General features: G+C 74.2%; 16 protein-coding genes. 9 read left to right on the forward strand and 7 right to left on the reverse strand.

Annotation, left to right across the window (positions count from 1 at the left end; all coding sequences use genetic code 11):
* The first annotated feature begins 135 nt into the window (after positions 1-135).
* The gene (gene yidD / locus OG871_RS34320) at positions 136-675 is read left to right on the forward strand and encodes a membrane protein insertion efficiency factor YidD (RefSeq protein WP_371502172.1); all 540 of its coding nucleotides are present in this window, start codon (positions 136-138) and stop codon (positions 673-675) included.
* A 96-nt stretch (positions 676-771) separates the two neighbouring features.
* On the opposite strand, the gene OG871_RS34325 is transcribed toward yidD, so the two are convergent.
* Positions 772-975 carry a cold-shock protein gene (locus OG871_RS34325; protein ID WP_371502173.1) on the reverse strand — a complete coding sequence of 68 codons (204 nt, stop codon included), beginning with the start codon at positions 973-975 and terminating at the stop codon, positions 772-774.
* Positions 976-1,293: 318 nt separating this feature from the next.
* On the opposite strand from OG871_RS34325, the gene OG871_RS34330 reads away from it, so the two are divergent.
* Complete coding sequence (locus OG871_RS34330) at positions 1,294-2,445, forward strand: N(5)-(carboxyethyl)ornithine synthase (protein WP_371502174.1); 1,152 nt, start codon at positions 1,294-1,296, stop codon at positions 2,443-2,445.
* A gap of 14 nt (positions 2,446-2,459) precedes the next feature.
* Here OG871_RS34330 and OG871_RS34335 read toward each other — a convergent pair whose 3' ends face one another.
* From OG871_RS34335 to OG871_RS34350, 4 genes are read right to left on the reverse strand one after another with little or no spacing between them, the layout of a single operon-like run.
* Positions 2,460-3,137 carry an AIM24 family protein gene (locus OG871_RS34335; RefSeq protein ID WP_371502175.1) on the reverse strand — a complete coding sequence of 226 codons (678 nt, stop codon included), beginning with the start codon at positions 3,135-3,137 and terminating at the stop codon, positions 2,460-2,462.
* 9 nt (positions 3,138-3,146) lie between these two features.
* Entirely contained in the window at positions 3,147-3,839 is a 693-nt protein-coding gene (locus OG871_RS34340; protein ID WP_371502177.1) for an AIM24 family protein, read from the reverse strand.
* 34 nt (positions 3,840-3,873) lie between these two features.
* Entirely contained in the window at positions 3,874-5,223 is a 1,350-nt protein-coding gene (locus OG871_RS34345; protein ID WP_371502179.1) for a TerD family protein, read from the reverse strand.
* A 50-nt stretch (positions 5,224-5,273) separates the two neighbouring features.
* Positions 5,274-6,260: a LysR family transcriptional regulator gene (locus tag OG871_RS34350; protein ID WP_371503497.1), complete on the reverse strand. Its 987-nt coding sequence runs from the start codon at positions 6,258-6,260 to the stop codon at positions 5,274-5,276.
* An 84-nt stretch (positions 6,261-6,344) separates the two neighbouring features.
* Here OG871_RS34350 and OG871_RS34355 point away from each other — a divergent pair, with 84 nt between their 5' ends.
* The 7 genes from OG871_RS34355 to OG871_RS34385 all read left to right on the forward strand — a co-directional run bounded on the left by OG871_RS34355 (position 6,345) and on the right by OG871_RS34385 (position 15,676).
* Positions 6,345-7,049, forward strand: coding sequence for a succinate dehydrogenase cytochrome b subunit (locus OG871_RS34355; protein ID WP_371502180.1), 705 nt, complete (start codon positions 6,345-6,347; stop codon positions 7,047-7,049).
* The gene (locus OG871_RS34360; protein WP_371502182.1) at positions 7,046-8,992 is read left to right on the forward strand and encodes a fumarate reductase/succinate dehydrogenase flavoprotein subunit; all 1,947 of its coding nucleotides are present in this window, start codon (positions 7,046-7,048) and stop codon (positions 8,990-8,992) included. Before OG871_RS34355 ends, OG871_RS34360 begins: the two co-directional genes overlap by 4 nt.
* On the forward strand, positions 8,989-9,723 hold the full coding sequence (locus OG871_RS34365) for a succinate dehydrogenase/fumarate reductase iron-sulfur subunit (protein WP_371502184.1): 735 nt from the start codon (positions 8,989-8,991) through the stop codon (positions 9,721-9,723). The genes OG871_RS34360 and OG871_RS34365 overlap by 4 nt, the downstream gene beginning before the upstream one ends.
* Before the next feature lie 336 nt (positions 9,724-10,059).
* A complete protein-coding gene (locus OG871_RS34370) occupies positions 10,060-12,117 on the forward strand; it encodes a SpoIIE family protein phosphatase (RefSeq protein ID WP_371502186.1) in 2,058 nt (685 codons plus the stop codon).
* A gap of 170 nt (positions 12,118-12,287) precedes the next feature.
* Positions 12,288-12,875: a DinB family protein gene (locus OG871_RS34375; protein WP_371502188.1), complete on the forward strand. Its 588-nt coding sequence runs from the start codon at positions 12,288-12,290 to the stop codon at positions 12,873-12,875.
* 203 nt (positions 12,876-13,078) lie between these two features.
* Entirely contained in the window at positions 13,079-14,701 is a 1,623-nt protein-coding gene (locus OG871_RS34380; protein WP_371502189.1) for an AMP-binding protein, read from the forward strand.
* Positions 14,702-14,842: 141 nt separating this feature from the next.
* Positions 14,843-15,676 (forward strand): PaaX family transcriptional regulator C-terminal domain-containing protein, encoded by an 834-nt coding sequence (locus OG871_RS34385; protein WP_371502191.1) that lies wholly within the window; start codon positions 14,843-14,845, stop codon positions 15,674-15,676.
* 38 nt (positions 15,677-15,714) lie between these two features.
* Here the strand turns inward: OG871_RS34385 and OG871_RS34390 are convergent, their stop codons facing one another.
* Together OG871_RS34390 and OG871_RS34395 are read right to left on the reverse strand one after the other, a co-directional pair.
* Positions 15,715-16,536, reverse strand: a complete 822-nt coding sequence (locus tag OG871_RS34390; RefSeq protein ID WP_371502192.1) for a class I SAM-dependent methyltransferase — start codon at positions 16,534-16,536, stop codon at positions 15,715-15,717.
* A 35-nt stretch (positions 16,537-16,571) separates the two neighbouring features.
* A complete protein-coding gene (locus OG871_RS34395; RefSeq protein WP_371502193.1) occupies positions 16,572-22,289 on the reverse strand; it encodes a type I polyketide synthase in 5,718 nt (1,905 codons plus the stop codon).
* Between the last annotated feature and the right edge of the window lie 107 nt (positions 22,290-22,396).

Genomic DNA, 22,396 nt, shown 5'->3' on the forward strand with positions numbered 1-22,396 from the left:
GGGCCGGCGGGCGTCCGGACGTGCCCGGGAACCGTGGCCGGCACCCCCGTCGTCCGACTGCGCGACGGGCCGTGCCGTACCTTGGGCGGCTGCCGCACTGATCATGGATCGACCGAAGGAAAGAGGGCGCCACCCGTGTCCCACCATTACCCGTACGGAGCGCAGCAGCAGGCCGGGCCGCCCCAGTGGCCCGGCCGGGCCTGGTGGTGGCTGCCCGAGCAGGAGCGCCGCCGGCGCAGGCAGCAACAGCGTGCCTGTCAGGAGTACAGGCGACGGAACAAGAAGCGCGACAGCGACTGCTGCGACGGCTGCGACTGCCTCGGTGAGCTGGCCGACCCGTGCATGATCGCGCTGATACCGCTGATGGCGGCGTCCGCACTGAAGGCGGCGGTCGGTGCCGTCGCCGGCCGGCGCCCGGGCCGCGCCGCGGACCCTGCCGCACCGGTCCCGGCGGGCGCGGTGGCGGCCGGACTGTACGGCGCGGTGCGGTTCTACCGGACCAGGATCAGCCCGGAGCGCCGGCCGTGCTGCCCGTACACCCCGTCCTGTTCGACCTACGCGGTGCAGGCACTGCACCGGCACGGCGCGCTGCGCGGTGTCCGGTTGACGGCCGGGCGGCTGCTGCGCTGCCGCCCGGGTACGGCCGGCGGCTCCGACCCCGTCCCCGGGCGCTGAGTCCGGCCGGCGTCCGGGCATGCCGAAGGGCCCGTCCCATGTGCAAGCACACGGGACGGGCCCTGGTACTGCCGGCAGTGCCGAGCAGTGCAGATACTAGAGGGGGCGAATGTTCTCCGCCTGCGGGCCCTTCTGGCCCTGCGTGACGTCGAACTCGACCTTCTGGCCCTCGAGCAGCTCGCGGAAGCCGTTGGCGTTGATGTTCGAGTAGTGGGCGAACACGTCAGCGCCGCCGCCGTCCTGCTCGATGAAGCCGAAGCCCTTTTCCGCGTTGAACCACTTCACGGTACCGGTAGCCATAAAAATCTCCTTCAAAGGCTGTTCCGAAACCCGCACCTCGCGAGTTTCGCGTAGCCGCGATAATGACCCGCCCGGAAAAGACCGGGAAACAAAAATGCGCCTGGTGGTCACTGCCAGCAGGCGCACACAAAGTTCATGGGAACCACAACTGCAACTAAGTCGACTGTAGCAGGGTGCGCGCCGAAACGGCGGGTTCGTCGTCCGCGAGATTTTTCGGCGGCCCCGAGGGCCGGTCCGTGGCGGGGAACCGGCCCGGCGAAGTGTGCTAGACAGGGCTCAATCAAAGGGGCCCACGTGGACCAGCTCACTCTCGGAGTCATGGCGCAGTCACGTAAAGAGAACGAGCGCCGACTGCCGATTCACCCCGCGCACCTCGAGCGGATCGACCCCGACCTCCGGGAACACATCTTTCTCGAACGCGATTACGGCACCCGATTCGGTGTGTCCGACGAGCAACTCGCCCCCCTGGTCGCCGGGTTCGGGACCCGTGAACAACTCGTCGCCGACTGCGACGTCCTCCTGCTCGCCAAGCCGATGGCCGCCGATCTCGCGGAACTCCGCCCCGGACAGGTCCTCTGGGGCTGGCCGCACTGCGTCCAGGACCAGGAGATCACCCAGATCGCGATCGACCGCCGGCTGACCCTGATCGCCTTCGAGGCGATGAACCACTGGACCAACGACGGCTCGTTCAACCTGCACGTCTTCCACAAGAACAACGAACTGGCCGGCTACTCCTCGGTGTTGCACGCCCTGCAGCTCAGCGGCTCCACGGGCGACTACGGGCGCCGGCTCCGGGCCGCCGTGCTGGGCTTCGGGGCGACCGCCCGCGGTGCGGTCACCGCACTCGGCGCCGTCGGTGTGCACGACGTCGACATCCTCACCCAGCGCGGCGTCACCGCGGTCAGCTCGCCCATCCACTCCGCGCGGATAGTGCAGTTCGACCACGACGACGGCATCGACGGCGGCCCGCGCCGGAGCTTCGCCCTCTCCGACGACGGCCGGGTCCCGCTGGCCGGCTTCCTGGCCGAGCACGACATCATCGTCAACTGCGTCCTGCAGAACACCGACGACCCGCTGACCTTCCTCGACGAGGACGACCTCGACCTGCTCGCGCCGGGCACGCTGGTGATCGACGTCTCCTGCGACGAGGGCATGGGCTTCGGCTGGGCCCGGCCGACGACGTTCGACGAGCCCACCTTCGTGGTCGGCGACAACATCCGGCACTACGGGGTCGACCACAGCCCGTCCTACCTGTGGAACTCCGCGACCTGGGAGAACAGCGAGGCGCTGCTCCCGTTCGTCCGGGCGGTGCTGGCGGGGCCCGCGTCCTGGGAGTCCCACGAGACCGTCCGGCGCGCGGTCGAGATCCGGGACGGCGTCATCGCCAACCCCAAGATCCTTGCCTTCCAGCACCGTTCGGCGGCCTACCCGCACGCCGTGGCGCCGGCGGTCCAGGGCGCGTCAGCCTAGGGCGCCCGGCCCCGTCACCGGCCCGGGCGCTGCGGCGGGCGCAGCTCGCTGGGCTGGACGATGACGTGGCCGGCGCCGGTGAAGGACAACTCCCATCCCTCGGTGGCCGTCCCGCGGCGGCGCCAGGCCTCGGTGTTGCTGCTCTGCGCCTGCAGCTGGACCTCCAGCCCGGAGGACCAGCCGATCACCGCGTCCGCGTCCGCGTAGACGTAGGCGCCCGGCTCGGACCGCATCACCAGCGGCTGCCCGGAGGTCATCAGGACGGCGGTGCCGGTGCCCGAGAGCTCGACGGTGCGGCGGCCGACGCCGGAGATCCGTTCACCGTTCTCGATCTCGACGATCCGCCAGTCGACGGTGGTGTCCATCGCCAGCAGGTAGCTGTTGGTGACGGTGAGCCGCTCCTGCCGCAGCTCCAGGATGTGCAGGTGCTGGGCCAGGTTGGCCAGGTAGACGGCGCCGGTGCCGGAGCAGCTCATCAGGTCGAGTGCGTCGGCGTCCCGGCGGCGGCCGCGCTGGCCCCGCGGTGGGGCCCAGGACGTGAAGGACACCTTGCCGGTGTGGGCCACCATCGCGCCGGTGCGGGCCAGGACGTCGGTACGGCCGTCCAGGGCGACCCGGAGCATCTGCGGGTTCTGGAGCGCGTAGCGCCGGTCGCCGGTGAGGGCGGTGTGGTCGAGTAGCGGGCTCTGCACGGGGTCTCCTCAGCCGCGGATCTTGAAACGCTCGGACGTGTCCTCGCTGGGCTGCACCACCACGAACCCGGCGCCCCGGAAGCCCAGTTGCAGGGCCTCGCCGCTGCCTCGGCCGATCAGGGCGCCGACCTTGACGGTCCGGCGGGGCTTGATCTCCAGGCCGGTGGTCCAGGCGACCAGGGCGTCCGGGTCGACGAAGGTCTCCGCCTCCGCGCAGTCCAGCACCACCGGCAGCCCGCGCGAGGTGATCGACACCCAGCCGGTACCGCCGACGGTCACGTTGTACAGGCCGGTGCCGGCCAGCATCGCCGGCCCCTTGACCTTCTCGACCCGGCAGTCCAGCGCGGTGTCCAGGGCCAGCAGGTGCGAGCCGTTCACCGACAGCGACTCGTCGGCGAGCTGGAGGTTGACCACGTCGGCGCCCTGGTCCGCGAGGTACAGGCTGCCATCGCCGAACCACCGCAGCAGCGGGCTGCGCTCCCCGGACGCCCACTCGCCGAGCGCCCTGCGGAAGGTCTGCGACACCGCCTCGTACTGCAGGAAGCCGTCGTACGCCACCATGGCGCCCGGCTTGGCGTAGACGTCCTGGCCGGAGGTGACCGCGACCCGGCACATCGCCGCGCCGTGGTTGCTCATCCGGGCCGTGTCCGGCGCCGCCTCGTACCGGGCCAGGCCGGTGCCCGCCAGGAGCTGCCGCTGCATGGATCCGCCCATCTCTTCCTCAGACCTCGAAGGCTCAGACTTCGAACGGCTGGACGACGATGAAGTTCCCGGGCGCGCCGCGGAACTGCAGGCTGTACGACTCGGCGGCGTGGCCCGCGTAGGCCGAGCGCCGGATCCGGACCGGTGCCGTGGTGATCACCTGGGCCGCACGCGTCCAGGCGACCAGCGCGTGCACGTCCGCGTACGTCTCCGGGGCCGGGGTGACCGGCAGGACCACCGGGATGCCCCTGGTCTTCACCACCACCGTGCCGTGGCCGCTGAACTGGAGGGTGAAGAAGCCGCCGTTCGGCAGGCCCTCGCCCTCGATCCGGCGCACCTCGTGCTCCAGGCCCGCGTCGAAGGCGAGCACCCGGTCGGAGCCGACGCAGAGCGAGTCGCCCTCCAGCCGCACCACGAACAGGTCGCTCGCCTCGTCCGCGAGGAAGACCTGGCCCTCCCCGGAGACCCGCATCAGCTTCAGCGGCTGGCCGGTCAGATTGCCGATCAGCTTGCGCAGTGCGCCCGAGCCCTCGTGGGCGAAGTCCGCTCTGCCCTGGTAGGCGACCATGCTGCCCTGCAGGGCCAGCACGTCCTGGCCCTTGGTCAGGGTGAAACGCACCAGGCCGTCGTTCTGCTTGACCCAGCCGGGGGTCTCGGGGGCCTCGCGGTACTTGGCCAGCGAGATCAGGGCGCCGGGAGCCGGAGCCGGGACGGAGGCCGGAGCCGGGACGGCGGTGGGCGGGGCCGGTACCTGTGCCGGGATCACCAGGGTCGGCGTGGGCGTGGGCGTGGGCGCGGGCTCAGGTGCGGGCGTGGGCGCGGGCTCGGCTGCGGCCGGCGCCGCGTCCTCCTCCAGTACCTCGCCGCCGAAGTTCTCCAGCAGCGCCTGCAGCCCGCCGTTGAACCCCTGGCCGACCGCGGCGAACCGCCACTCCCCGGCCCGCCGGTACAGATCCGCCAGCATCACCGCGCGCTCCGTGCTGAACTCGGCGCCGGTGAAGGCGTACCGGCCGACCTCGGTGCCGCCGGCGAGGATCCGGACGTACCCGGAGTGGAGCTGGGACATCACCCCGTCGCCCTCGATGGCCGCGGTCAGGGTCAACTTGTGGATCTGCTCCGGCACCTCGGACAGGTCGATCCGGAACGACTCCGTGTCGCCGTCGGCCCGGCCGGTCAGCCGCACCGAACCCTCGGGGCTGGCAGGCTGGTTGAAGAAGACGAAGTAGCGGTCGTCGCTCAGCCGGTCCTCGGCGTCAAGCCCGAAGCAGCTGATGTCGAAGCTGAGGCCGGGCGCGGTCAGCCCGACACCGAGGGCCAGTTCGCCGCCGGCCTGGGTGAGGTCGGCGATCCGGGTGCGGGACGCTTTGACGAGTTCCCTGGTCATGGCGGTGCGGTCGACCCCTCCCGAGCTGTCCTGACTGAACTGCGGCGACCCTATCTCAGACCGTTCCCGGCATCGACGCCCCGCGCACCGCCGTCCTCGCCCGTCCGTGGCCGGGGACGGGCCGGGATCAGGCGGGTGCCGGGCGGCAGCGCGCCCGCCCGGTCGGCCTCGGCGAGGTGCGACAGCAGGGTGTCGCGCAGGGCCGCCGCCGCGTGGGTCAGCGGCAGCTCGCGGCCGTGCGCGACGGCGATCGTCCGGCCCGGCCCGGGCGTGGTGAACGGGGTCACGGCCAGCCCGGACCGGGCCGCCACCATGCCCGGCAGCACCGCCGGTCCGAGACCGGCCCGGACGAAGCCGAGCACCGCGTCCATCTCGCCGCCCTCGACGGCGAACCGGGGCTCGAAGCCCGCCGCGCGGCAGGCCGCGATGGTGGTCTCGCGCAGGTCGTAGCCCTCGCGGAACATCACCAGCGACTGGTCGCGCAGGTCCTCGATCCGGGCCCTGCGGCGTCCGGTCCGGGCGGCCGAGACCAGCACCAGGTCCTCGTAGAGCAGCTCGGTGACGGCCAGCGCGGGCGCCTCGCCCGAGGGCGGGGGAATGATCAGGGCCAGGTCGAGTTCGCCGTCGGCGAGGATCCGGACCAGGTCCCGTGAGCCGTCCTCGCGGACCTGGAGGTCGACCCCGGGGAAACGGGTCCGGTAGGCGCGCAGCACGTCCGGCACCAGGCTGGTGCACAGGCTCGGCGTCGCGCCGAGCCGGACTCGGCCGCGTCGCAGCTGGACGGTCTCCTGGACCGCCAGCCGGGCGCTCTCGGCGTCCGCGAGGATCCGCCGGGCCAGCGGCAGCAGTGCCTGGCCGGCGTCGGTGAGGGTGCTGCCGCCTCGCGTACGGTGGAACAGCTCGGCGCCCAACTCCCGTTCCAGTGACCGGATCTGCTGGGAGAGCGAGGGCTGCGCCACCAAGACCTGCTCGGCGGCCCGGGTGAAGTGCCGGGTCTCGGCGACGGCCACGAAGTAGCGGAGCTGCTGGAACTGCACAGGCCCCATGATAGGCATTCCCTATCGCGGCTGCCCCCATCATGTCTTGGACGTACCGCCGACCGCCTCCCTAGCGTGGTCGTCATGGCACTGGCGACTCGGACGGGCCGACCCCCCTCCACCCTCACGACCCTCTGGCGGTCGACCGTCGGCAAGAAGGCGGCGATGGCGGTCAGCGGCATCGTCATGCTGCTCTACCTGGTCTTCCACATGCTCGGAAACCTCAAGGTCTTCTTCGGCCCGGGCGACCTCAACGGTTACGCGGCCTGGCTGCGCACCGTCGGGCAGCCGCTGCTGCACCACGGCTGGTTCCTCTGGCTCGCCCGGTTCGTCCTGCTGGCCGCCGTCGTGGTGCACGGCGTCGCCGCGTACCAGCTCAGCCGGCGCGACCTCGCCGCCCGGCCGCAGAAGTACGCGCACCGGCGCCGGCGCAGCAGCTACGCCACCCGGACGATGCGCTGGGGCGGGGTGATCCTGGGGCTGTTCATCGTCTGGCACATCCTCGACCTGACCACCCTGACCGTGAACCCGCGGGCCGAGGAGGGCCACCCCTACCAGAACATCGTCGCCTCCTTCTCCACCTGGTACGGCGGCGGTGTCTACATCCTCGCGATGCTCGCGCTCGGCCTGCACGTGCGGCACGGGTTCTGGAGCGCCGCGCAGACCCTCGGCGTCAACAACCCGAGGCGCGACCGGGTGTTGAAGGCATCGGCCAACCTGCTCGCGTCCGTGCTGACCGCCGGATTCCTCTCCGTCCCCGTAGCCGTGCTGACCGGAGTCGTGCGATGACCCGCTACCTCGATTACGCCGTCGGTGCGCCCGTCACCGACACCGCCGCGCCCACCGGACCGATCGAACAGCGGTGGGACCAGCGCCGGTTCGAGGCGAAGCTGGTCAACCCGGCCAACCGCCGCAAGCACACCGTGATCGTGGTCGGCACCGGCCTGGCGGGCGGCTCCGCCGGCGCCACGCTCGCCGAACAGGGTTACCGCGTCGTGCAGTTCTGCTTCCAGGACTCGCCGCGCCGGGCGCACTCGATCGCCGCCCAGGGCGGTATCAACGCCGCGAAGAACTACCGCAACGACGGCGACTCCGTCCGCCGGCTCTTCTACGACACCGTCAAGGGCGGTGACTTCCGGGCCCGGGAGTCCAACGTCCACCGGCTCGCCCAGGTCTCGGTGGAGATCATCGACCAGTGCGTCGCCCAGGGCGTCCCGTTCGCCCGCGAGTACGGCGGCCTGCTGGACACCCGCTCGTTCGGTGGCGTCCAGGTCTCCCGGACGTTCTACGCCCGCGGCCAGACCGGCCAGCAGCTGCTGCTCGGCGCCTACCAGGCACTGTCCCGGCAGATCGCCGGCGGCGGGGTCGAGATGCACCCGCGCACCGAGATGCTCGACCTGGTCGTGGTCGACGGCCGGGCCCGCGGCATCGTCGCCCGCGACCTGGTCACCGGGCGGATCTCCACCCACCTCGCGGACGCCGTCGTGCTGGCCACCGGCGGCTACGGCAACGTCTTCCACCTCTCCACCAACGCCAAGAACTCCAACGCGACGGCGGTCTGGCGGGCCCACCGGCGCGGCGCGTACTTCGCCAACCCCTGCTTCACCCAGATCCACCCGACCTGCATCCCGCGCTCCGGCGACCACCAGTCCAAGCTCACCCTGATGAGCGAGTCGCTGCGCAACGACGGCCGGATCTGGGTGCCGCGGACCAAGGGCGACACCCGCCCGCCCGCCGAGATCCCCGAGCCGGAGCGCGACTACTACCTGGAGCGGATCTACCCCGCCTTCGGCAACCTCGTCCCGCGTGACATCGCCTCCCGGGCTGCGAAGAACGTCTGCGACGAAGGCCGCGGCGTCGGCCCCGGCGGCCAGGGCGTCTACCTCGACTTCGCCGACGCCATCGCCCGGCTGGGCCGTGCCGAGATCGAGGCCAAGTACGGCAACCTCTTCGAGATGTACGAGCGGATCACCGCCGAGGATCCGTACCGGGTGCCGATGCGCATCTATCCCGCGATCCACTACACGATGGGCGGCCTCTGGGTCGACTACGACCTGCAGACCACCCTCCCCGGCCTGTTCGCGATCGGTGAGGCCAACTTCTCCGACCACGGCGCCAACCGGCTCGGCGCGAGCGCCCTGATGCAGGGCCTGGCCGACGGCTACTTCGTCCTGCCCGCCACCCTCAACGACTACCTCGCCCGCACCCCCGTCGCCCCCGTGCCCGAGGACGCGCCCGAGATCGAGGCCGCCGTCGCCGAGGTCACCGACCAGCTCAACCTGATCCTCGCGGTGGACGGCGACCGCACCCCGGACTCCTTCCACCGCGAGCTCGGCGAACTCCTCTGGGACGAGTGCGGCATGGCCCGCGACGACGCCGGCCTGCGCCGCGCGCTCGACCGGATCCCGCGGCTGCGGGCCGAGTTCTGGCGCCGGATCAAGGTGCCCGGCACCGGCGAGGAGCTCAACCAGGCCCTGGAGAAGGCCAACCGGATCGTCGACTACCTCGAACTCGCCGAACTGATGTGCCTGGACGCGCTGCACCGCACCGAGTCCTGCGGCGGCCACTTCCGCGAGGAGAGCCGCACCCCCGACGGCGAGGCCGCTCGCCGGGACGAGGAGTTCTCCTACGCCGCGGCCTGGGAGTTCGCCGGCACCGGCCGGGCCCCCGTCCTGCACCGGGAGCAGCTGGCCTTCGAGTACGTCCACCCCACCCAGCGGAGCTACGCATGAACCTCACCCTGCGGATCTGGCGCCAGGCCGGCCCGGACGCGCCCGGCTCGCTGACCACCTACCAGGTCGCCGGCATCAGCCCCGACATGTCGTTCCTGGAGATGCTCGACACGCTCAACGAGGAGCTGATCCTGCGCGGCGAGCAGCCGGTCGCCTTCGACCACGACTGCCGTGAGGGCATCTGCGGTTCCTGCGGCATGGTGATCAACGGCCGGGCGCACGGCCCGGAGCGCACCACCACCTGCCAACTGCACATGCGGCACTTCACCGACGGCGACACCATCGACGTCGAACCCTGGCGGGCCGGCGCCTTCCCCGTGGTCCGGGACCTGGTGGTGGACCGCTCGGCCTTCGACCGGATCATCGGTTCCGGCGGCTACGTCACGGCGCCCACCGGCAGCGCGCCCGAGGCGCACGCGACCCCCGTCCCCAAGGAGGCCGCCGACCTCGCCTTCGAGCACGCGGAGTGCATCGGCTGCGGGGCCTGCGTGGCGGCCTGCCCGAACGGCTCGGCGATGCTGTTCACCGCGGCCAAGGTGGTCCACCTCAGCCTGCTCCCGCAGGGCGGACCCGAGCGCGGCAGCCGGGTCCGATCGATGGTGGCGGCGATGGACGCCGAGGGCTTCGGCGGCTGCACCAACACGGGGGAGTGCGCCACCGCCTGCCCCAAGGGCATCCCGCTCACCGGGATCGCCACCCTCAACCGGGAGTTCCTGCGCGGCGGCCGGTGACGGCGGACGGGCGGGCGCCCACCGCGCCCGACCCCGGGCCGGCCGGGCGCGGGAGCCGCGGCAGCGGCTTCTCGAACGGCCCGGCGACCGGGAAGTAACCCTCCGGGAACGCGCGGACCGCCTCGTCCTGCCGGTCCGGCCGAACCGCGCCGCCACGGCGTCCCGGGTGTTGTCGATGGTGAGTGATCGCGGAGTCGCGGTGTGTAGCCTGCGGAGGCTTGCCGGCGTCCGTCCGAGCCGCCCGCACCGCCCGGCCGCAGGGCCCGGACACGAGGTCGCAGGGGCCCGCGCACGGGGACAGAATGAACGCGAGGGCCGAGCGAGGAACGGGGCGGCATGCGCGAATCAGACAGCGGCAGCCAGGGCGGGCACCCCGCCCCCGGCGGCGACTCCGCGGCGGTCGTCCTCGACCACCGGGGCGTGGTGGCCCTCTGCACGCCCTCGGCCGAAGCCCTGCTGGGCTGCTCCCCGGGCGCGCCCTGCGACCCCCTCGCCGGGCTGCTGCCCGGTCCCGCCCCCGGGGGCCACCGGTCGTGGTCCACCCACACCACCGTGGACCGCGGCGGCGAGCCCGTCCGGCTCGCCTGCACGATCGTGCCGCTGACCGCGGACCCGGCCGCGGAGCCCGGCCCCGCGCGGCACTGGCTCGTGCTGGTCGCCCCCGTGGCCGCGACCGCCGCCCCCGCGCAGGACCGTGAGCGCCGGCGGCAGGAGCTGTCCCGGATCGCCGCGGCGAGCATCGGCGCCTCGCTGGACATCATGGACACCGTCGAGACCCTCGTCGACCTCCTCGTCCCCGCCTTCGCCGACCTGGCCACCGTCGACCTCGCGGAGAGCGTGCTCAGCGGCGAGGAGCCGCCGCTGCCCGGCGCCGGCGGCGAGATCCGCCTGCGCCGGGTCGCGGCCGCGCGCGGCCCGGAGGTCTCGGCCGAGCACCTCGTCCCGCTCGGCGAGGCGCTGCCGTCCGTGCCCGACAACGAGCTGACGCGTCCGCTGACCGCGGGCCGGCCCGTGCTCGTCCCGGATGTCGCGCTGCTGCGCCGGAGCCTCGCCCTGGCCCCCGAACAGCAGCGGCTGCTCGTCCCCGAGGGCGCGCACTCCTGCGTCGCGGTCCCGCTGTACGCCCGCGGCCTGGTGCTCGGCAGCGTCACCGTGTGGCGCAGCCTGCTGCCCGACACCTTCGTCGACCAGGACACCGCCCTGCTCTCCGAGGTCGCCGCGCGCGCCGCACTCGGCGTCGACAACGCCCGCCGCTACACCAAGGAGCGGCGCTCGGCCGTCGCCCTGCAGCGGAGCCTGCTGCCGCACGCGGTCTCCCGCCTCACCGCGGCCGAGACCGTCGGCATGTACCAGCCCGCGGGCGGCGGCGCCGGCGTCGGCGGCGACTGGTTCGACGTCATCCCGCTGCCCTCCCTGCGGGTGGCCTTCGTGGTCGGCGACGTGGTCGGCCACGGACTCGACGCCACCGCCGCCATGGCCCGCCTGCGCACCGCCGTCCAGACCCTGGCCGACCTGGACCTCGAACCCGACGAGCTGCTCACCCACCTCGACGACCTGGTGCTGGGTTTCTCGACCGAACAGGACACCCAGATCTCCCGCGCCGAACCCGCGGTCCTCGGTGCCACCTGCCTCTACGCCGTCTACGACCCCGTCACCGAGCGCTGCGCCGTGGCCACGGCGGGCCACCCGCCGCCCGCCGTGCTGCCGCCCGGGGGCGTTGCCGCCGTCCTCGACCTGGTGCCGGGGCCGCCGCTCGGGCTGGGCGGCCTGCCCTTCGAGGTGACCGAGTTCGGCGTCCCCGCGGGCGCCGTGCTCGCCTTCTTCACCGACGGACTCGTGCAGGGCCGGGAGGACGACATCGAGGACGGCATGGCCAGGCTCTGCCACCTTCTCGGCGACAGCACCCGCCCCGACCTCCCGCTGGACCGGATCACCCGGTCCGTCTTCGACCGGCTGCTGCCCACCGCCCCCGTCGACGACGTCGCCCTGCTGCTCGCCCGCACCCACGAGCTGAAACCCGGCCACGTCGCCGAATGGGAGCTCGAGGCCGACCTGTCGGTGGTCTCGCACGCCCGCGAACTGGTGATCGGCCAGCTGGCCGCGTGGGACCTGGACGACCTCGGCTTCGTCACCGAACTGGTCGTCAGCGAGCTGGTCACCAACGCCATCCGCTACGCCGGCGGGCCGGTCGGGCTGCGGCTGATCCGCGACCGGGTCCTGGTCTGCGAGGTGTCGGACCCCAGCAACACCCAGCCGCGGCTGCGCCGGGCCCGGGACACGGACGAGGGCGGGCGCGGGCTCTTCCTGGTGGCCCAGCTCGCGGACCGCTGGGGGAGCCGCTTCACCCGGGCCGGCAAGACCATCTGGACCGAGCAGGCGATCGGAGCCGCGTAGTCCGGGCCCCGGGATCGGGCTGAAAACTCTTGCAGCAAGTTTCCGCAAGGTCTTGACGGTCGGGCGGTCGGGCGGGAGGGTCGTCACCATGCCCTCCCGGCCCACCCGCGCACGCGGACCGCCGGCCGGAACGGCACCCGACCCCACCCCTGCACGAAAGGCGACACCGCATGCCTGGACTCGCCCCTCCGGTCGCCGACGAGCGCACGGCCCTGCTCGCCTTCCTCGCCCAGCAGCGCCAAGGGCTGCGCGTCACCGCCCACGGCCTGACCGACGAGCAGGCCAGGACGCCCGCGTCGGCGAGCGAGCTGAGCATCGCCGGGTTGATCAAGCACGCCGCGCGCTGCGAACGCGGCTGGACGGACCTCGTCCTGGGCCGCGACGGCGCCCTGGTGCCGGCCGAGGACGAGCCGGACGGCTCGGAGTTCGTGCTCGGCCCCGACGAGACCCTCGCGGGTGTGCTGGCCCGGTACGAGGAGGCGGCCCGTGCGACGGACGCCGTGATCGCCGGCATCGCCGACCTCGGCCGGGCCGTACCGGTGCCGCCCGGGATGGCGTGGATCCCGGCCGAGGTGGCGGCGTGGTCCGTCCGCTGGGTCCTGCTCCACCTGATCGAGGAGACCGCCCGCCACGGCGGCCACGCCGACATCATCCGCGAGAGCCTCGACGGTGCGACCCTCTACCCGCTGCTGGCCGCCGCCGAGAACTGGCCCGACCCCTGGTTCCAGCCCTGGCGGCCGCCGGTGGACCGCGCCTGAGCGGCGGCGGGTTCGGGGGCGGACTGCTCCGGACGGCGGAAGGGGTGACAACGCTCGGGCTGCCGGGACCGGTCGGCTGCGGCAGGGTGGTCGGTGAGGTTCGATCGGAGGGTCTGCGGCGCGGAGATATCCCGAACCATTGACTGCCGTCATGGTCCCGGCATACTTGCCTCACTCCCCGCTGTCCCGAGTGAGGTGTGCCCGTGGAGCTCTCCCCTTCCGCGCATGTCGACACGTTCTGCCGTGACCGGCTGCCGCCGCCCGAGCAGTGGCCCGAGCTGCTCTTCGAACTCCCCGAACTGGCCTATCCGCAGCGCCTGAACTGCGCCCGGGTCCTGCTCGACGACACCGTCGAGCGCTGGGGCCCCGAGCGGCGCTGCCTGATCACGCCGACCGACCGCTGGACGTACGGCGCCCTGCGGCTGCGGGCCGACCAGGTGGCGCAGGTGCTCACCGAGGACCTCGGCCTGCTGCCCGGCAACCGGGTACTGCTCCGCGGCCCCAACAACCCCTGGATGGTGGCCTGCTGGCTCGGCGTCCTGAAGGCCGGCGGGGTGGTCGTCACCACCATGCCCCTGCTGCGGGCACCGGAGCTGTCGGCGCTGTACGAGGTCGGCTCGCCCGCGATCGCCCTGTGCGACCACCGCCACCTCGACGACCTGCGGGCCGTCGAGGCGCCCGACACGGTGACCGTCCCGTTCGGGGGCACAGGCCCCGACGACCTGACCGTCCGCTGCGCCGCCAAGGCCGGGATCTTCACCGCCGTCGACACCGCGGCCGACGACGTCGCCCTGATCGCGTTCACCTCCGGCACCACCGGCCGCCCCAAGGCGACCCTGCACTTCCACCGCGACGTGCTGGCCAACGCGGACACCTTCTCCCGGCACATCCTGCGCCCGGGCCCGGAGGACCTGTTCGCCGGCACGCCGCCGCTGGCGTTCACCTTCGGCCTCGGCGGCCTGGTGGTCTTCCCGCTGCGGGCCGGGGCGGCGAGCCTGCTGCTGGAGCAGGCGACACCCGAGCAACTCGCCGTCGCCGCCGCCGAGTACGGGGTCAGCGTGCTGTTCACCGCGCCCACCGCCTACCGCGCGATCATGGCGGCCGGCCTCGCCGGGCACCTGTCCGCGGTGCGCCGCTGCGTGTCGGCGGGGGAGTCGTTGCCGCTCGCCGTCTGGGAGGCGTACCACAGCGCCACCGGGCTCCGCCTGATCGACGGCATCGGCGCCACGGAGATGCTGCACGTCTTCATCTCGGCCGCCGACGGTGACATCCGCCCCGGGGCCACCGGCCGGCCCGTCCCCGGCTACCGGGCCGCCGTCCTGGACGAGGACGGGAAGCCGGTGCCCGACGGCGAGCCGGGGCTGCTGGCCGTCAAGGGCCCGACCGGCTGCCGCTACCTCGACGACGAGCGCCAGGCCGGCTACGTACGCGGTGGGTGGAACGTCACCGGCGACACCTATGTCCGCGACCGGGACGGCTACTTCTGGTACCAGGCGCGCACCGACGACATGATCGTCTCCGCCGGCTACAACATCGCCGGCCCGGAGGTCGAGCAGGCCCTGATCACCCACCCCGACGTCCTGGACTGCGCGGTGGCGGGCGCGCCCGACGAGCGCCGCGGCGCGGTCGTCAAGGCCTATGTCGTCCTGCGCCCCGGCGTCGAGCCGGGCGAGGAGACCGCGCGGGCCCTGCAGTCCTTCGTCAAGCAGGCCATCGCGCCCTACAAGTACCCCCGCGCGGTCGAGTTCGTCCCCGAGCTGCCCCGCAACCCCAGCGGCAAGCTGCACCGCGCCGAACTCCGCCGCTGGGCCCGGGCCGAGGGCTGAGCCGCCGCGGCACCCGGCACGGCTGCGGTTCGGCGACCCGGTGGAGATCGCGCCGTGGGCCCGGTCCCGGCCCCTCGCGGCCCCCGGGAGCCCGAAACCCCGTGGGTATGATCACCTGGATATCCACGGAGGAAGGCGACCATGTCGGAGACCGCGACCCGGCCCAGTTCCCTGATCAGCACCGTCTACGGGGAGTTCGTCCGCCGCCTCGGCGGCTGGATCTCCATCGCCGACCTGATCGCCCTGATGGCCGAACTGGACGTCGACGGACCGGCCGTGCGCTCCGCCATCTCCCGCCTGAAGAAGGCCGACACCCTCGTCCAGGAACGCCGCGACGGGACGGGCTACCGCCTCGGCCCCGACCTGGGCCCGGTGTTCGACGAGGGCGACCGCCGGATCTTCGGCAGCCTGGAACCCGCCCGGCTGGCGGACGGCTGGGTGCTCGCCGTCTTCTCGGTGCCCGAGTCCGAGCGGGCCCACCGCCACCAGCTGCGCTCCCGGCTGACCTGGCTCGGCTTCGGCAACGCCTCCCCGGGCGTCTGGCTCGCCCCCGCCCGGCTGCTGCCCGACGCCCGCCGGATGCTCCAGCGGCTCGGCCTCGCCGAGTACGTCCACCTCTTCACCTCCGACTACGCGGGCTTCGCCGAGCTGAAGGAGGCCGTCAGCTCCTGGTGGGACTTCCCGGCCATCGAGGCGCAGTACGCCGCGTTCACCGACACCTACCGGCCGGTCGCCGAGGAGCTGCGGCAGTACCCGCGGATCGACGACGTCGAGGCGTTCCGCGACTACGTGCCGATGCTCAACGCCTGGCGCCGGCTGCCCTACCTCGACCCGGGCCTGCCCACCGAGCTGCTCCCCGCCGACTGGAACGCCGTCGAGGCGCGCCGGGTCTTCGTGGAACTCCACGGCCGGCTCGCCGAACCGAGCCTGCACCACGTCGTCAAGGTCACCGGCCTGGAGCCGGCCGCCCCTTGAGCGGCCGGCGGCCGCAGGCCGGGCCGGCGCTCAGCGGGTCAGCGCGGCCGGCCGACCAGGGGCCGGCGGGCCCACGCGGAGACGAAGACGAAGGAGAAGTCCACCAGGGTGCCCCGCTCCAGGGCGTCGGCCAGTGTGTCGGCCTCCTCGCGGGTCATCGCGCCGCTCTCCACGAAGACCGGGCCGAGCTGGCGCAGCGAGATCCGCCACAGCTCGTCGGCCGGGCCGCCCAGGCCGGCGGTGACCGGCGTCATCCGCAGGTGCGGCCGCTCCATGCCCAGACCGGCCAGGGCCGCCGGCATCCGCCTGGTCCACCGTGAGTCGTTCCCCTGCCGGGGTCCGGCCAGGATCATGGCGTTGATGAACGGCGTCAGTGGCGAGGCCGCGGCCGGCTCGGGGGCGAGCAGCACGAAGTCCTGGACCACCAGCCAGCCGCCGGGCCGCAGCCAGCCGACGGCCTCGCGCAGGACGCGGTCCCGCTCGGGGATGTGCGACAGCACGGCGCGGCTGAGGACCAGGTCGAAGGAGCCGGCCGGGAAGTCGTGCGTGGCCAGGTCCAGCTGCGCCACGTCCAGGTTGGCCGCCCGCCCGGCGTCCAGGTACCGGGGGTCGACGTCGACCGCCAGGACGTGCCCGGCCAGGCACTGCTTCGCCAGCCAGTAGGCCATCGAGCCCGCCCCCGCGCCCATCTCCAGGCAGTGCCAGCCCGGTCGGAGCGGGAGCCCTTCGAGGATCGAGATCGAGGTCGGGTCCAGGGTCCGCTCCAGTGCGCGGAGCCGGTCGAACTCGGTCGGCAGGTGCTTGCCGAGGACGCCCGTGCTGTAGGCGTCGGTCGGCCGGTGGTGCTGGGCTGCTTCCATGACTGCTCTCCGTTCGAGCGAGGTGGTGCCCGGGCCTACCGGTACGGGCGGACGGTGGGCCGGGCGGGTTCGAGGAGCCACCGGTGCAGCGCCTCGGCCGTCGACTCGGCGTTCTCGTTCATCAGGGACCAGTGGTCCCCGGGGACCAGGACGGTCCGGTGGCCGTGGTGCCAGACGTTCTCCCAGTCCCGGTCCGTCAGCCAGTCGTCCTCCCAGTCGGGGACGGGGTCGGTGGCGCGGACCATCAGCATGGGAGTCCGCAGCGGCGTCGGCTTCCAGCCCTCGAATAGCCGCAGATGGTGTGCCATCGCGGTGAGCTGGTCGTCCGTCATCAGGGCGAACGCCTGGTCGTCCAGCGCCATCGTCCGGAACAGCGGACGGATCCGGGCCCAGGCGCCCTCCACCAGCGGCAGCGAGTCCAGCAGCACCACCCCGGCCGGCGGCGCGCCCAGTGCCTCCAGCCGGTCGGTCACCGCGTGCGCGAAGCAGCCGCCCGACGAGTAGCCGGCCAGCGCGTACGGCCGGCCCGCGAAGTCGCGCCGGACGGCCCGCGCGTGCAGATCGACCGTCAGGTCCCAGCTCTCCGGCAGTGCCTGGCCGTCGCCGAACCCCGGATGGGTGTACGCGTACACGCTGCGCCGGCCGGCCAGCTGGGCGGCCAGCCGCGCGTAGTTGTGCGGGCCCGAGGGCGCGATGATCGGCGGCAGGCAGACCAGGCCCGGCAGGTCGGGTTCGCCCTCCGCCAGCCGCACGGGTGCCGGGCGGTGGGCCGGCTCCTCACCGCTGCGGAAGACCGGGCGGATCCTGGCGGCCGCGCTCAGCAGCTCCAGGCCGTCGAGGTAGCGGTTGTCCGCGCAGGCCTTGCGGTAGAGCCGGCGGATGCTGCCCGACCAGCTCGACCCCGGCCGGTCGTGGCCCGCCTGGGCGGGCACGGAGGCGGTGTCCGTGGGCCGGGCCGTCCGGGCCGCTGCCGCGGCCAGCTCGCCGGCCAGGTGGTGGGCCAGCGCCCGGGCGGTCGGGTGCTCGAACACCATCGGCGTGGGCAGCCGCAGCCCGGTCGCCGCGGCCAGTTCCTGGCAGAGCCGGACGGCGGCGAGCGAGTCGAACCCCTGGTCGAGCAGGCTGCGGGCCGGATCGATCTCGTCCGGCGAGCCGTGCCCGAGCAGGGCCGCGGCGCGGGAGCGGACGAGATCGAGCAGCGCACCGGGCCGTTCGGCGTCGGACAGCGCGGCGAAGCCGTCGGCGGGCGCCGGAGCCGGTTCCGCCTCCGGTCCGGGAACCGGTCCGGAGGCCGGACCGGCCGCGGACCGTCCGGGGAGCGCGTCGAAGAGCCGGCTCGGCCGGGCGGCGGTGAAGGTCGCCCCGAAACGCTCCCAGTCCACCTCGGCCACGGTCACGGTGGTCTCGCCCTCGGCGACCGCCTGCCACAGCGCCTCGACCGCCGGCTCCGGGGCCATCGGCACCAGCCCGCGGCGGCGCAACTGGTCCGCCACCGCGGGGTCGGCGGCCATCCCGTTCTCGGCCCACGGGCCCCACGCGACCGAGGTGGCGGGCAGCCCGCGGGCCCGCCGGTGCTCGGCCAGCGCGTCGAGGAACGCGTTGGCGGCGCTGTAGGCGCCCTGGCCGCCACTGCCCCAGGTGCCGGCGATGGAGGCGAAGGTGACGAAGGCGTCGAGCCGATGCCCGGCGAGCAGCGCGTCCAGGTGGACGGCGCCGGCCGCCTTGGCGCGGACCACCTCGGCGAACTCGGCCGGCTCGGTCTCGGTGAGCGGGACGAACCGGCCGCTCACCCCGGCGGCGTGGACCACCGCCGTCAGCTCGCCGGCCAGCGGCGCCAGCAGCGCGGCCAGCGCGTCCCGGTCGGCCACGTCGCACGCGACCACCGTCACCTGCGCGCCCAGCGCGGCCAGTTCGGCCGTCAGCCGGGCGGCGCCCGGCGCGTCCGGGCCCTGCCGGCTGGTCAGCACCAGCCGGGCCGCGCCGTGCCCGGCCAGCCAGCGCGCCGCCCGGGCGCCCAGCGCACCGGTGCCCCCGGTGACGAGTACCGTCCCGCGCGGCTGCCAGGGCCGGGCCGGCGGGCGCGGCGGGCCCGCCGGGAGCAGCCGCCTGACCCACCGTCCGTCCGCCCGGACGGCGATCTGGTCCTCGCCGTCCACCCCGGCCAGCGCCGCGCACAGCCCTTCCGCCTCGCGTGGGCCGGCCGAGGGCGGCAGATCGACCAGGCCGCCCCACTGCCCGGCCCGCTCCAGGCCGACGGTCCGCCCGAGCCCCCAGTGCATGGCCTGCCCGGGATCGGTCACCGGGTCGCCCGCACCGACCGACACGGCGCCGCTGGTCACACACCACAGCGGGCTGCGCCAGCCGAGGTCGGCGAGCGCCTGCGCGAGGGCGACCGCACCGGCCAGCCCCGCGGACAGCACCGGCTGCCCGGCGTCGGGCGACCCGTCCAGCGCCAGCAGCGACAGCACCCCGCTGAAGGCCGGCCCGCCCGCCTGCGTCCGGGCCAGCCGCCCGGCCAGCCGCTCGCGGTCCCGCGCCGAGCCGCCGAGCGGCAGCAGCACTGGCGTCGCGCCGGCCGAGGCCAGCGCACCGGCCAGCAGGTCGGCCGTGGCGCGGGCGCCGCCGTCCGGCACCACCAGCAGCCAGCGCCCGCCCGGCGCGCCGGGCCGGGCCTCGGCGCGCTGCCAGCCCACCCGGTACCGGCCGGGCGAGCCGCCCCGGGCGGCCCGCCCGGAGGCCAGCCGGGGTGCGTCGAGCCAGTAGCGGCGGCGCTGGAAGGCGTACGTCGGCAGGTCCGCCGGCGCGGCCCGGCCGAACCGGTCGGCGAAGTCGACGGCGACGCCGGTGGCGTGCAGCTGCGCCACCGCCTCGGCCAGGGCGGGGCTCTCCGCCCGGTCGCCGCGCTGCGCCGCCAGCAGGACGGGCGCCGGGTCGGCGGCGTGGTCCAGGCACTCGTGGCCGAGCGCGGTGAGGACCGGGTCGGGCCCCAGCTCCAGGAAGTGGGTGGCGCCCTCCTGCTGGAGGGTGCGCATGCCGTCGAGGAACCGGACGGTGCCGCGCACCTGGTCGGCCCAGTAGCCGGGGTCGGCGAGCTCGTGGTCGCCGGCGGGGCGGCCGGTGAGGTCGGAGACGAGCGGGATGCGGGCCGGCTGCGCGGTGACACCGGCCACCACCTGCCGGAAGGCGTCCAGCATCCCGTCCAGGTGGGGGGAGTGGAAGGCGTGGCCGACGTTCAGCGACTTGGTGCGGCGCCCGCGCTCCGCCCAGCGCCTGGCGACCGCCAGGGTGGCCTCGCGGTCGCCGGAGAGCACGGTGGCGCGGGGGCCGTTGACGGCCGCCACGGCGACCAGGTGCTCCAGCCCGGCCAGCGACTCGCGGACCTCGGCCTCGGCGGCCCGGACCGCGACCATCACCCCGTCGGCGCGGCACTCCCGCATCAGCCGGCCCCGGGCGGCGACCACCGTGCAGGCGTCCTCCAGGGTCCAGACCCCGGCGACGTGCGCGGCCGCGAGCCCGCCGACCGAGTGGCCGAGCAGCAGGTCGGGGACGACACCCCAGGCCTCCAACTGCCGGAACAGCGCCACCTCCAGGGCGAACAGCGCGGCCTGGGCCCAGTCGGTGCGGGCCGGCAGCGCGGCCTCGGCGGTGCCGGGGACGGCCCGCAGCACCTCGCGCACCGGGCGGTCGAAGCGAGGGCCCGCGGCCCGGTCGAGTGCGTCGCAGACCGCGTCGAACGCGGCCGCGAACGGCCGGTGCGCGGCGTACAGTTCGCGGCCCATCGCGACCCGGTGGCTGCCCTGCCCGGTGAACAGGAAGGCGAGCCGCCCGGCTCCGGTGGCGACACCCGTGAACAGGCCGGGCCGCGCCCGCCCCTCGGCCAGGGCGGCCAGCCGGTCGAGGAGGTCCTCCCGTCCGGTGCCGACCAGGACGGCCCGGTGGTCGAAACGGCTGCGCCGGGCCAGTGTGTACCCGGTGTCGGCCGGCCCCGTGTCCGGATGCTCGACCAGGTACGCGTGCAGCCGGGCGGCCTGGCCGCGCAGCGCCGCCTCGTCCCGGCCGGAGAGCACCCACGGCAGCGGGGCCCCGGCCGGCGCCGGCCGGCGGACGGTCTGTGCGGGCAACTGCACCGGCTGCGGCGCCTGTTCGAGGATGACGTGCGCGTTCGTGCCGCTCACCCCGAAGGCCGAGACCGCCGCCCGCCGGGGCCGCCCGGTCCGGGGCCACTCGCGGGCCCGGGTCAGCACCTCGACCGCCCCGGCCGTCCAGTCCACCCGGCGGGACGTTTCCTCCGCGTGCAGCGTGCGCGGCAGCAGCCCGTGCTGCATCGCCAGCACCATCTTGATGACGCCGCCGATCCCCGCCGCGGCCTTGCTGTGCCCCAGGTTGGACTTCATCGACCCGAGCAGCAGCGGCAGCCCCGCCGCCCGGCCCTGCCCGTACGTGGCGATCAGCGCCTGGGCCTCGATCGGGTCGCCGAGCGCGGTGCCGGTGCCGTGCGCCTCGACCGCGTCCACCTCGTGCGGGGCGAGCCGGGCGTTGGCCAGGGTCTGCCGGATCATCCGCTGCTGGGCGGGCCCGTTGGGGGCGGTCAGGCCGTTGCTGGCACCGTCCTGGTTGACCGACGTCCCGCGGACCAGTGCCAGCACCCGGTGCCCGTGACGGCGGGCGTCCGACAGCCGCTCCAGCACCACCACCCCGACCCCCTCGGCCCAGCCGGTGCCGTCGGCGGCGTCGGAGAAGGACCGGCAGCGCCCGCTCGGGGACAGTCCCCGCTTGCGGCTGAACTCCAGGAACACCCCCGGCGTCGCCATCACCTGTGCCCCGCCCGCCAGCGCCAGTGAGCACTCGCCCGCCCGCAGCGACTGAGCGGCCAGGTGCAGCGCCACCAGCGAGGAGGAGCAGGCGGTGTCGACGGTCAGCGCCGGGCCCTCCAGGCCGAGCGTGTACGAGATCCGGCCGGACGCGGCACTGGTCAGGCTCCCCATCAGCAGGTGGCCCTCGTACTCCTCGGGCGCCTCGTACCAGCTCGGGCCGTAGTCCTGGTAGGCGATGCCCACGAACACCCCGGACCGGCTGCCCTTGAGCGCCAGCGGGTCGATACCGGCCCGCTCGACCGCCTCCCAGGACGCCTCCAGCAGCATCCGCTGCTGCGGGTCCATCGCGGTCGCCTCGCGCGGCCCGATGCCGAAGAACCCGGCGTCGAACTCGTCGGCGTCGTGGACGAACCCGCCCTCCCGGGCGTACGTCGTCCCGTGGTGCGCGGGGTCCGGGTGGTACAGCCCGTCGAGATCCCAGCCGCGGTTGCGCGGGAACCCGCCGACCGCGTCCCGGCCCTCGGTCAGCAGCCGCCACAGGTCCTCCGGGGAGCCGACCCCGCCGGGATAGCGGCAGGCCATCCCGACGATCACCACCGGGTCGTCCTGCGGCCCGTCGCCCTCGGCGGCCACCGGCGCGATCTCGGCCCGCTCCCCGAGCAGCTGGTCGCGCAGCCGGTGGACCACGTCCTGCGGGGTCGGACAGTCGAACAGCAGCGTGGCGGGGAGCGGCAGCGCGGTCAGCCTGCCCAGGCGCAGCCGGAGGTCCTCGGCGAGATGGCGGTACACGCCGAGCCTGCGCCACGGCTCCGTCCCCGGGATCCGCCGGTGCCGGTCCCGCCCGAGTACGGCGTTGACCTCGCCGGCCACCAGCTCCGCCAGGTACGCCTCGCGGTCGCCACCCGCCAGTTCGAGCAGCTTGTCGCGCACAACGCCCATCTCTCGCCCTCCATGGTTCATCCGATCCGGCACTCGGGCGGGCGCCCGCAGACGCCCGCGGTGGGATCTCCGTCGACGAGACGTGGACGCTGTCCATTCATCAGTTC

It is taken from the genome of Kitasatospora sp. NBC_00374 (genome assembly GCF_041434935.1).
Taxonomy (GTDB): domain Bacteria; phylum Actinomycetota; class Actinomycetes; order Streptomycetales; family Streptomycetaceae; genus Kitasatospora.

What these genes read in the sequence shown, in the direction of transcription:
- OG871_RS34325 (WP_371502173.1), bottom strand. Translation starts at nt 975, where the DNA reads ATGGCTACCGGTACCGTGAAGTGGTTCAACGCGGAAAAGGGCTTCGGC.
- OG871_RS34330 (WP_371502174.1), top strand. Translation starts at nt 1,294, where the DNA reads ATGGCGCAGTCACGTAAAGAGAACGAGCGCCGACTGCCGATTCACCCC.
- OG871_RS34340 (WP_371502177.1), bottom strand. Translation starts at nt 3,839, where the DNA reads ATGCAGCGGCAGCTCCTGGCGGGCACCGGCCTGGCCCGGTACGAGGCG.
- OG871_RS34345 (WP_371502179.1), bottom strand. Translation starts at nt 5,223, where the DNA reads ATGACCAGGGAACTCGTCAAAGCGTCCCGCACCCGGATCGCCGACCTC.
- OG871_RS34355 (WP_371502180.1), top strand. Translation starts at nt 6,345, where the DNA reads ATGGCACTGGCGACTCGGACGGGCCGACCCCCCTCCACCCTCACGACC.
- OG871_RS34360 (WP_371502182.1), top strand. Translation starts at nt 7,046, where the DNA reads ATGACCCGCTACCTCGATTACGCCGTCGGTGCGCCCGTCACCGACACC.
- OG871_RS34365 (WP_371502184.1), top strand. Translation starts at nt 8,989, where the DNA reads ATGAACCTCACCCTGCGGATCTGGCGCCAGGCCGGCCCGGACGCGCCC.
- OG871_RS34370 (WP_371502186.1), top strand. Translation starts at nt 10,060, where the DNA reads ATGCGCGAATCAGACAGCGGCAGCCAGGGCGGGCACCCCGCCCCCGGC.
- OG871_RS34375 (WP_371502188.1), top strand. Translation starts at nt 12,288, where the DNA reads ATGCCTGGACTCGCCCCTCCGGTCGCCGACGAGCGCACGGCCCTGCTC.
- OG871_RS34385 (WP_371502191.1), top strand. Translation starts at nt 14,843, where the DNA reads ATGTCGGAGACCGCGACCCGGCCCAGTTCCCTGATCAGCACCGTCTAC.
- OG871_RS34390 (WP_371502192.1), bottom strand. Translation starts at nt 16,536, where the DNA reads ATGGAAGCAGCCCAGCACCACCGGCCGACCGACGCCTACAGCACGGGC.
- OG871_RS34395 (WP_371502193.1), bottom strand. Translation starts at nt 22,289, where the DNA reads ATGGGCGTTGTGCGCGACAAGCTGCTCGAACTGGCGGGTGGCGACCGC.